This is a genomic window from uncultured Ruegeria sp., assembly GCF_947500045.1.
Taxonomy (GTDB): Bacteria; Pseudomonadota; Alphaproteobacteria; order Rhodobacterales; family Rhodobacteraceae; genus Ruegeria.
The window spans coordinates 16880-27369 of the sequence record NZ_CANMQQ010000021.1; the positions used below are offsets into that span (position 1 = coordinate 16880).

At 54.3% G+C, this 10490-nt stretch carries 11 protein-coding genes; 10 read left to right on the plus strand and 1 reads right to left on the minus strand.

Annotated elements, in window-relative coordinates:
• Nucleotides 1-8 precede the first annotated feature (8 nt).
• The 6 genes from Q1B46_RS21695 (at nucleotide 9) to Q1B46_RS21720 (ending at nucleotide 6074) form a co-directional block, all read left to right on the plus strand.
• Nucleotides 9-1013 carry an ABC transporter ATP-binding protein gene (locus Q1B46_RS21695; protein ID WP_299951918.1) on the plus strand — a complete coding sequence of 335 codons (1005 nt, stop codon included), beginning with the start codon at nucleotides 9-11 and terminating at the stop codon, nucleotides 1011-1013.
• Nucleotides 1010-1783, plus strand: coding sequence for an L-iditol 2-dehydrogenase (locus Q1B46_RS21700; RefSeq protein WP_299951920.1), 774 nt, complete (start codon nucleotides 1010-1012; stop codon nucleotides 1781-1783). Before Q1B46_RS21695 ends, Q1B46_RS21700 begins: the two co-directional genes overlap by 4 nt.
• Nucleotides 1783-3279: a mannitol dehydrogenase family protein gene (locus tag Q1B46_RS21705; RefSeq protein WP_299951922.1), complete on the plus strand. Its 1497-nt coding sequence runs from the start codon at nucleotides 1783-1785 to the stop codon at nucleotides 3277-3279. Before Q1B46_RS21700 ends, Q1B46_RS21705 begins: the two co-directional genes overlap by 1 nt.
• Before the next feature lie 422 nt (nucleotides 3280-3701).
• A complete protein-coding gene (locus Q1B46_RS21710; RefSeq protein ID WP_299951924.1) occupies nucleotides 3702-4547 on the plus strand; it encodes a hypothetical protein in 846 nt (281 codons plus the stop codon).
• Entirely contained in the window at nucleotides 4547-4993 is a 447-nt protein-coding gene (locus Q1B46_RS21715) for a DUF3293 domain-containing protein (RefSeq protein ID WP_299951926.1), read from the plus strand. The genes Q1B46_RS21710 and Q1B46_RS21715 overlap by 1 nt, the downstream gene beginning before the upstream one ends.
• Entirely contained in the window at nucleotides 4986-6074 is a 1089-nt protein-coding gene (locus tag Q1B46_RS21720; protein WP_299951928.1) for an NAD(P)-dependent oxidoreductase, read from the plus strand. Before Q1B46_RS21715 ends, Q1B46_RS21720 begins: the two co-directional genes overlap by 8 nt.
• Before the next feature lie 301 nt (nucleotides 6075-6375).
• Here the strand turns inward: Q1B46_RS21720 and Q1B46_RS21725 are convergent, their stop codons facing one another.
• Nucleotides 6376-7269, minus strand: a complete 894-nt coding sequence (locus Q1B46_RS21725; protein ID WP_299951930.1) for a LysR family transcriptional regulator — start codon at nucleotides 7267-7269, stop codon at nucleotides 6376-6378.
• Between the two features lie 107 nt (nucleotides 7270-7376).
• On the opposite strand from Q1B46_RS21725, the gene Q1B46_RS21730 reads away from it, so the two are divergent.
• The 4 genes from Q1B46_RS21730 to Q1B46_RS21745 all read left to right on the plus strand — a co-directional run bounded on the left by Q1B46_RS21730 (nucleotide 7377) and on the right by Q1B46_RS21745 (nucleotide 10343).
• The gene (locus Q1B46_RS21730; protein WP_299951933.1) at nucleotides 7377-7982 is read left to right on the plus strand and encodes a cytochrome P460 family protein; all 606 of its coding nucleotides are present in this window, start codon (nucleotides 7377-7379) and stop codon (nucleotides 7980-7982) included.
• Between the two features lie 120 nt (nucleotides 7983-8102).
• On the plus strand, nucleotides 8103-8540 hold the full coding sequence (locus Q1B46_RS21735; RefSeq protein WP_299951935.1) for a cytochrome P460 family protein: 438 nt from the start codon (nucleotides 8103-8105) through the stop codon (nucleotides 8538-8540).
• Nucleotides 8541-8613: 73 nt separating this feature from the next.
• Entirely contained in the window at nucleotides 8614-9858 is a 1245-nt protein-coding gene (locus Q1B46_RS21740; RefSeq protein ID WP_299951937.1) for a hypothetical protein, read from the plus strand.
• Nucleotides 9859-9980: 122 nt separating this feature from the next.
• Nucleotides 9981-10343 carry a hypothetical protein gene (locus Q1B46_RS21745; RefSeq protein WP_299951939.1) on the plus strand — a complete coding sequence of 121 codons (363 nt, stop codon included), beginning with the start codon at nucleotides 9981-9983 and terminating at the stop codon, nucleotides 10341-10343.
• Nucleotides 10344-10490: the final 147 nt, after the last annotated feature.

Here is a 10490-nt window from a genome sequence, read left to right on the forward strand (position 1 = left end):
CACGACACATGGGACGTATTCAACTCAAGTCCGTGACCAAAAGCTTCGGCGACGTACAGGTCATTCCCCCATTGGACCTGACCATCGAGGATGGCGAGTTCACCGTTTTCGTCGGCCCCTCGGGCTGCGGTAAATCCACACTGCTGCGTCTGATCGCCGGGTTAGAGGATATCACCTCCGGCCACATTGAGATCGACGGGACGGATGCCACCGATGTACCACCTGCCAAACGTGGGCTGGCAATGGTCTTCCAATCCTATGCGCTTTATCCGCATATGTCCGTACGCAAAAATATCGCCTTCCCTCTGCGCATGGCGAAACTGGAGCAGGCCGAGATCGACAAGCGTGTCGAGGGTGCGGCAAGTGTACTGAACCTGGCCGATTATCTGGATCGACGTCCTGGTCAACTGTCCGGCGGACAGCGTCAAAGGGTTGCGATCGGTCGTGCGATTGTGCGTGAACCCGCCGCGTTCTTGTTCGATGAACCCCTCTCGAATCTCGATGCAGCCCTGCGCGTCGGCATGCGGCTGGAGATCAGCGAACTGCATGAACGTCTTGCGACCACGATGATCTACGTGACTCATGATCAGGTTGAAGCCATGACTATGGCCGACAAGATCGTTGTCCTTCAGGCTGGCGTGATCGAGCAGGTCGGAAGCCCTCTGGAACTGTACCGCACGCCGCGCAACCTGTTTGTTGCAGGGTTTATCGGCTCGCCCAAAATGAACTTCATCGAAGGCGCCGAGGCAAAAAAATACGATGCCCACACCATCGGAATTCGCCCGGAACACCTTGCAGTGTCTGAGACCGAGGGCGAATGGTCTGGGGTCGTCAGCGTCTCTGAACATCTTGGCTCGGACACGTTCTTTCATGTCCAGGAAACCGGGCTCGCCGAGACAATCACTGTCCGTGCCGATGGCGAGGTTGGATTCCGTCACGGAGACCGCATCCATCTGACACCGCGCGCTGATGTAATCCACCGGTTTGACGCGAAAGGGTTGCGGATCGAATGAGCCGACTGGCCGACAAAACTGCTCTCATCACGGGGGCTGCGCGCGGCATTGGGCTGGCCTTTGCCAAGGCTTATGTTGCCGAAGGGGCGCGCGTTGTGATTGCCGACATTGACGGCCTTCGTGCGCAAGGGGCAGCAGCTGAAATTGGTGACGCTGCATTGGCCGTCGAGATGGACGTGACCAGCCAACACAGTATAGACGAAGCAGTTACACGAACGGATTCACACTTCGGCCCTATCGACATACTGATCAACAACGCCGCCGTTTTCACCGCGGCGCCGATCACTGAAATTGATCGCTCTGACTACCAGCGTGTCTTTGATATCAATGTCGCTGGCACCTTGTTTACCCTGCAAGCCGTCGCACGGCACATGATCCAAAAAGGTATCAAGGGCCACATCATCAACATGGCTTCACAAGCCGGTCGGCGTGGCGAGCCGCTGGTAACCGTTTATTGTGCCAGCAAGGCCGCCGTGATTTCGCTGACACAGTCGGCCGGCCTGAATCTGATAGAACATGGTATCAACGTGAATGCCATCGCTCCGGGTGTTGTCGACGGCGAGCACTGGGATGATGTGGATGCTTTTTTTGCCAAGTACGAGCGCAAGCCCCTGGGGCAGAAAAAGCGCGAAGTTTCGACAGCGGTTCCTTACGGAAGAATGGCCCGCGCCGAGGACCTGACGGGCATGGCTGTGTTCCTGGCCACGGACGAAGCCAAATATATCGTTGCACAAACCTATAATGTTGATGGCGGAAACTGGATGAGCTGATGGATCCATTGGCGCATGATAACCCCCCGGTGAAACTGAGGCTCGACCAAATTGGCCGGTTGCCTTCGAATGTCAAAACACCACTGTACCGGCGCGAGGACCTGACACCTGGTATCGTTCACATCGGTCTTGGTAATTTTCACCGGGCCCATCAAGCCTGGTATATCCATCGTTTGATGCAGCTGGGGCAAGCCCGCGATTGGGCAATCATCGGCGCCGGGGTTCGGAGTTATGACGCCGAAATGCGCGAAAAGCTGCTTCGGCAGGATTTTTTGACGACACTTGTGGAACTTGATCCTTCAAGGGTTTCTGCCGAAGTCACGGGCCCGATGATTGACTATTTGCCGGTAGAACCCGGCAATGCGCCCTTGATCCAAAAAATGTCGGACCCGGAAATTCGAATAGTCTCACTTACCGTCACCGAAGGCGGCTATTTTCTGGATGCAAAAACGGGTGCCTTTGATATCTCGCACAAGGATGTCCGGCATGATGCGAACAATCCGGACCAACCCCGCACTGTATTTGGTGCTATCGTCGCTGCTCTGGCGAACCGACGGGCAAACGGTCTGCCGCCCTTTACCGCGCTCAGCTGCGATAACCTTCAGGGAAACGGGACGATCCTGCGCAGTTGTATAGTCGGGTTGGCGCGCCTGCTCGATCCGGATTTGGCAGAGTGGATCCTCGAGAACGGCGCGTTTCCGAACTCCATGGTGGACTGTATTGTTCCCGCGACGACCGGACATGTGATCGAACAATGTCGCGCGCTTGGGGTCGAAGACTGTGCCCCGGTTTCACACGAGAATTTTCGCCAGTGGGTCATCGAAGATAGTTTTTGCAACGGAAGGCCGCCCTTGGAAATGGTCGGAGTGACCCTGACTCAGGACGTTCACACCTATGAGGCGATGAAGCTTCGGATATTGAACGGTGGTCATCAGATATTGGCAAATGTGGGTGAGATTCTGAACATCCCCACGATCTCGGACTGTATGCACGATTCTGATATTCTGTCCTTCTTCAGGAAAGTCCAAGCGCGGGATATCTTGCCTCATGTCCAAACGGTGCCGGGGACCACGCCTGTTGAATATCTGGATCTGGTTGAAAGGCGCTTTGCGAATTCGACCATTCACGACACAACGCGGCGTGTTGCCTTTGATGGATCCGCTCGCCATCCAGGTTTTCTGCTGCCATCTCTGCGTGATGCTCTGCAGTCGGGAACTTCCATAAACGGATTGGCCCTCACCGAGGCATTCTGGTGTCGGATGTGTGCAGGGCATCGCGAAGATGGAAGCGTCATTTCGGATAACGACCCGTTGTGGTCCGAGCTTCATCGTGCGGCTCTCTCAGCCAAGGCCAATCCCGCCGTTTGGATTGAACAAGGAAAGTTTTACGGTGATATCGGCCAAAACCAAGTGTTTTCGGATGCGTTTTCTTCTTGGTTAAGCATGATCTGGCAGCATGGAAGCCGCGCGGCACTCGCACGTTATATCAACGGCTGATTTCGCGGATTAGGCCGGTCGTCCCCGTTTCCCGGCGACAACGCGTTCCAGAATGCCAGCACAAAACAAAATTTGCCGGTCCGAGTAGGATCCGTTGCCACGCAGCCATGCGGTGGTCACTTCCAATGACATCTTCAAATTGGATCTAGCCGTCCGTTCAGATGCATCCGACCTTTGGTACGACTATGTCGTAGAGATGGCGCCGTAGCCTGCAGCGGAGCAGGCAGGTCAATTGCAGTTCAGAAAACTTGGGAACCCCATATCGGCCCCAAATACGCGCAACAGGGTTCCACCGTAGCGATAAATTTATTGAGATGAATTGCCTCAAAAATCTCACATAACTGTCAGCTTTACACGACGAATAATTTGCCAGCACCAGTGTTTTAGTTCGGAAAGCAATCTACCTATTGGGGTGCTAGCTAATGCTTAACGAACCTATTTCATTTCTAAATCAATTCGCCGAAACTCAGCTGGACGAACTGATAGCGCAGTGGACCACTGCCTGTGGCGAACTGGTCAAACCCAACCCGGGACATATCGCTGATGTCGTGATGACACCCGAAATTGGCAAGCCCATCGCCCGGGCCTACGAGGCAGGGAAACACGATCCGCAAGATGTGCTGGTGCGGGCAAGCTATCAGCAGTTGATCGGCGAATTGTTTTGTCAGTACCTTTTTATGACCGAGTTTTTGGACATTCAGATCGATCCTTATACAGGCGCTGGTGAACCTTATGAGGACAGTGCCGCGATGCGCTGCGATGTCACGGATCACAGGCATCTGTATTTTCTGATCACCACCGAGGACGCCTTTGGTTCGAACCATTCGGATCTGACGGGCCACTGGATGGGCCAGCCCACTGGGATCCGGGTTCAAGGTTATGATTTGCTGGTTAATGATATATTCCGCGCGGTCCATGACCTGTTCGGCCATGCGATACCCGGCACGAGCTTCAGCGCAACTGGCGAAGAGCGCGCCTGGTTTTGTCATTCGCAAATGTTCTCACCTCTGGCTCGATCGGCGTTGACGACCGAAACGCGTGGACAGAACACATGGGTGAATTTCGGGCCACATATGCTGGACGATGCAGGCAACGTTCGCAGCGAAGAAGACCCGGGCTGGCTTCCCCCGCGTGATCGACCATTCGCGGATCAGAAGAACATGATACTGCCCGAGGATATAAGCGGCGTCCGCGTATATCAGGATCAAACAGGTACCGTCCAAGCCGTAGCACAATCGGCCATACATGGCCGTCCGGAGTTCGCCTGATGACCACGATTGATAAATGGGCGGGATATCGCGCCGCGATTTACGAGGTGTTCGGCCCGGACATGACATTCCGGCTGATACCTGGGCAGTCCAGCCAGTTGCTCAACGCGTTGTTGGTTCAGTACCGCACCAATTGCGCCGCATTTATTACTGCATGCAATCCGGGTGCGGAGCAGCTGAGCAATGCAGATAACGCTGAACGCATGGGACGGTTGCACCACCATTGCGCGAAGATTGGGTACCCCGTGTTCCCGGGGCGCGGTGGAGCACGCGATTGGGGTTGGGAGGACAGCCTGCTGATCCTTACCATTCCCGAAGACGATGCGCTTCGGCTGGGACGCGAACACGGACAAGATGCAATCCTGATCGTCGACCACCAACAACGCATCCAATTGCGCGCTTGCACAACACTAAGCCCTATAAAAATGGATAAATCGCATGATTAACGACCCGTTCAAGATCGCCTATGATCTATTTCCGGCCAAAGAAATTCCCTTCATGGAAAGCGCCAAGACAATTGCCCGGCGCACCCGCCCTTATGAGGGGTTAAAGATTGTGCAGAACTTACCGATCACCACTGAGGCATTGCACAAGATCCATGTGCTGTATCTCGGGGGGGCTGATATCACAACCACTTGCCCCTCTTTCATGGATCCCAAGCACGAGGCCTTGTCGGTCCTGAAAGCCGCCGGTCTGAGAGTATCCACATTCGACGATTTGCCGGATGATTTCGATATCGTTCTCGATTGCGCAGCTGAACTGTTAGGCCGTGTTACGCCAAAGATGGGCGCGGTCGAGCTGACAGGAACCGGATCGAACATCTATGCCGAAACCCCCAACTTGAACTACCCGGTAATCTCGGTCGACCAGTCGCGGGTCAAAGTGCTTGAAGCTCTTTTCGGGACGGGCGACGCTTTCCAACGCGCTTTCACGACTCTGACCGGAGAAGACCTGCACGGCCGAGACGTTTTGCTGTTTGGATATGGCAAGGTAGGTCAGGGCATCGCTTATGCGCTGAGACCGTATGGCTGCCGCGTTACGGTTGTAGACACCAACCCCGCAGCTCTTGATATTGCACGTCGTCACGGCCACAAGGCCATTCCGTCTGTAGATACCGTCGCAGTAGAGCAGGCCGCCGCCGCCTCTTTCGTCGTTGTCACCGCGACAGGTCGAGCGGGCCTGGTTTCAAAGCACTACGCGAGCGAACCATTTCTGAAGGCCGCTTATCTTGCGAATATGGGGGCTGAAGACGAGTTTGGGGCCGATTTTGCTGCCGAAGCTGTCATGGTAAACAAAAAGCCCATCAACTTCGCAATCGACCATCCCACACGTATCCGGTTTCTAGACCCGATCTTTCATGCCCATCATATGGGTATTGAATTGCTGCGCAATTTTGACTTTACGCCCGGCCTTCACGCATTCCCGGACTTTATGGCCGAGCAGATCATCGCGGAATGGGAAGTACACTTCGACATCAATGTGGAAAAAGCGCTATGGGCAGATCAAACGGAAGTGTTAGGCGGGTAACGCGGGCGTCTTCCAAACAGGGCTATTGCCCTTAGTGGAATTGGCCGAATGATCGGTGTCTAACGTTTTTTTGGCGATAGTTTGGCCTCGGAAATGTATGGTCAGCCCTGTGATTGCAACCTTTTCGGTGGCATCCTTGACTTGAGAAAATAAACCTGCCTCTGATCAAAGACTGATTTCGCCATCCGGGCCTTGATGATACGCGTACATTTGGTTCCAGATCAGTAGCTTTGGGATCGTGCCCGCATTCTTGCTCATAACTTGAACACAGAAATTTTCAGCCAGTTTGCGGCACAACCAGTCATACGCGTGTCCCACCGCCGTTCCAACTATAGGCCTTCGCGTATTTTGTCAGGGCCTGAACAGCGGTGTGGTCCTCGCGCCCGCTGGGGATAGCTAGGTAGACTGATCTGAGAAGTTGCTGATCCTGCAAGGGCACCGCGCTCAGACCGGCCGATGCCGCCGAACTGGCAGGCATGATTGAAACTCCATGATCCTGTGCCAGCAAAGACTTGATCCAATCCTCGCGTTCGCTGCTTGCAATAACATTCAGGTTTAGATCGTGCTTATCCACTATCGACAGGACCATGTCTCGGAACTCGCAGCGTAGCCTGTCGACATAGGGATGTTCCGTCATCATTTTCAACGGAATAGATTCACGGGCCGCCAAACGATTTTGGGGGCCGCAGGATACGACCATGTCTTCCTGAAATAGTTCAATCGTCCTAAGCCTTGGCACTGCTTCGACGGGGCTGCCGATTATGGCAACATCAACTTGACCCTCCAACAAGGCATCCTGAATCGATGCTGCAGTGAAATCCAAAAGCTCGATCCCCAAGTTTGGGTGCTTTTGCTGGAACTGGGCAAGGCAACGTCCAACTGTTCCCGGGTCAATCGTGCACATGACGGCGATGCGGATTTTTGTGGACTCAGCGTTGGCGATCCGCGACGCAAGATGTTCTGCGCGATGTGCCGCGTCCTCAATTTCCTGCAGAGAACCGCGCATCCGCTCTCCCAGCGGCGTTAGATGCGTCAGTCTTCCTTCGCGACGTAAAAGTGGGCCACCAAGCTCGTCCTCGAGCGTCTGGATTGCCTTGCTCAGCGCGGGCTGAGACACTTTTAACTCACGCGCAGCCTGAGAAAAGTTCAGGGTACGTGCAACAGCCAGGAAATATCGAATACGCCGCAAGTCCATAGGATTACTTAGCTCATATGTTACAATTGATCAGTTATAGATATTATAACCAAACAATATGATTGAGGAACTTAACTTTGGGGTCAGCCAATAAGGAGACCCCACCTATGAAGTTAGCCAATTTTGCCGCTGTTTCTGGAATCGCCGCCATCGCACTGACAGGTGCGGTATTGGCGCAATCCTCTTCTGATGCCATTGCCGAAGCGACCTTCAACAACGATGGATCGGTCAACGCCCCCACCGACTATCGCCGTTGGGTCTTTATCGGTTCGCCACTGACGCCAAATGCGCTGAATGATGGCGAGGCGCCGTTCCCCGAGTTCCACAATGTCTATGTCGAGCCCTCTGCCTTTGAGCATTTCGTCGAAACCGGCGAATGGGCAAATGGCACGCAGATCGCCAAGGAACTGGTTATGATCCGGGAAGGTGACAACTGCACCGAGGAAGATGGCGCCTGTTTCGAGGTGTCCGGGAACGGTTATTTCCAAGGTGAGTTCGCTGGCCTCGAACTGACCGTGAAAGATACTGCCCGGTTCGCAGAAGAGCCGGGCGGCTGGGTCTATTACAGCTTTGGACATGATGGCGAACCCTATGCTCAGACAGCTGAGGCATTCCCAGCGGAATCCTGCAATTCCTGTCATGAGGCCAATGCCGATACAGACTTCGTGTTCACGCAGTTCTATCCAGTGCTTCGGGCCGTACAGGGGAACTGAGACTTGATGCGCCTATTGAAATGCCTCGCTCTGATATGCCCGATCGGAGCAGTCCCCGGGTCGGCACAGGAATTTCCTGTGCCGACCTATGGGGTCGTCGGGCCGGAGGGCAGTATCCACATGCCTGACGGTGAATTTCGTGCCACCTGGCCGGTTCTTGGGACATGGACAATTCTAGATGAAGGCGAGGTCACAGGTCAGCATGTTGTTTACACGCAGCCCGGCGTGATCGAACACTATCTGGAGACCGGTACATTCCCCGATGGTGCGGTTCTGATCAAGGAATTGCTCGAAGCAGAAGCCGATGAATACAGCACCGGAACCGCAGCATATGCCACGGATGTCACGGGTTGGTTCGTGATGGTCAAAGACAAGCAAGCCCGGTTTGATGGCAATGATCTTTGGGGGCTTGGTTGGGGCTGGGCGTATTTTGACGTTGATGACCGTCAAACGACCACGACCTCTGATTATCGGTTCGAATGCAAGACCTGCCATGTTCCGGCAAAGCAAACCGATTGGATTTTCATTGAAGGGTACCCGGTACTGCACACGGACTAGCTAGTTCAGCGTGGCCTCTACCCATCGAGGCTACGCCCAATCACTCAAATCTCGACCACCCAGGAGGAGCGCAATGCGATCTCTGTACAATCTTTCTTTGGCTGCAGCCTTGGTATTCGCAGGCTCGGCGCAGGCTGAAAACAAAGGATTCTTTATCGTTACCAACAAAGCTAACGAGAATTCGGTCGTTGGCTATCAGGCAGACGATTCAGGCATCTACAAAATTTCCGGCGAATACTCGACTGGTGGAAAAGGAACGGGAGATTTGGAAATCCCCGATCTGAAAAAAGACCCCTCTCACCCGCTGGCCAACGGAGACGATCCGTTGATATCCGCCAACTCGTTGTCGATGACTGCCGATGGTCGATATCTCGCGGTGGTCAACCCGGGCGATGCGACCGTGTCCTTGATGTCAATTGACGCAGAGGGTGCGTTGAACGTTGTCAATACTGTTGATGCCCCCGATCAGTTCCCAATAAGCCTCGCGTTTCACGATAATTTACTGGCCGTCGCTGGTGTTGGTATGAACAACAGCGCCGGAAGCATCGGCATGTATCAGATCGTCGATGGCAAGCTTCACCCCGTTGCCGGGTCGTTGCGCGACCTCAAGGCGCGCCCATCAACTATCGCATTCTCCAGCACCGGCGACTTCGTCATAGTGAACGAACTGGTGACCGGAGAGGTCAAGATTTTCGGCGTGCAGGGCGGCTCTTTATCGGCAGAGCCTGTCTCGCAAGTCTCCTCACCGCGCGACGCTGCTGAACGATTTCAGGCGATTCCGGTTGGCTTTGCGGTTTCTGGAGACACGATCCTGATGTCGGAAGCCCGCTTTTTGACGCCCGATTTCATGTTGCGTGAGGGCAATGGAGAGGTCGCGCTCAGCCCGCTTTATTCATGGCAAACCGGATCACTATCAACTTATAAACTATCGCCGAACGGGGCCATCTCTTTGGTATCGGGGGATGTTCTGACCGGTGATGGTGTCGAGAGCGGCGAGATCGCAAACTGCTGGGTCACCGTGTCACACGATGGAACGACCTTGTGGGCAGCGAACGCGCTTTCAAGTTCAATCAGCAGCTTCCGGATCAGGGAAAACGGGACAGCGGCATTGCTGAATGCGCGCGCCTTCAAGGATCCCTCAGAGACGTTGTTCTTCAGTGACATTGAAGTCAGCGCTGATGGCTCTGAAATCTATCAGTTGGTCGGCAACCGTGGCCAGGTCATGGTGTTCTCGATCCTGTCGAACGGAGACCTGGAGCTCAAGCAGACAATTGGCGGATTGCCTGAATTGGGGACCTACGGCCTCGTGGTTTACTAATGCTGGGTGTTTCTTCTTTTCTCCATGGAGGAAATATCCAGCTGCGGTCCAAACCCAGAGATGGGGTTTGGACCGCCCTGTTATTACTAGGGATATTGCCAGGCCTCTGGGTGGACACCGCGATGGCAAATCCAGATAGGATTTCGCTGTTGCTCGGCTCTCACCACTTCTCAAGCGAGGATTTCGAAGAGTTCAATCCGGGGCTTTTCGTATCATGGTTGACCTCAAAACGGGATCTAGAGATTGGGCTGTTCAGGAACAGTTATGGGAATCTGTCTGTTTCTGCGACAGCAGGGCGTCGGCTGGGCAAGTCTTGGACCCTTTTTGCTGGGACAGCGTATTACCGAAACGCCGATACCGAGTTCGAATACCGTCTGGGAAAATTCATCCCGGTTGCAGGGGTGCAGTTTGTGCATCGCAATTTGTTTGTCAAAGCCCTTCCCGGAGTGGTGGTGGCCGGATTTACCTGGCGTTTGGGCGAATAAGCGGGGAACAACCCGGGCTTGATGAAACGACGAGTGGGCTGCGCGTAATGAAGACGAACTACACATCTGGGCTCGAAACAGCGATTGCCAGGCTGCATGACGAAGGTCGTTACCGGACGTTTATAGATATTGAACGTCGCAACGGGC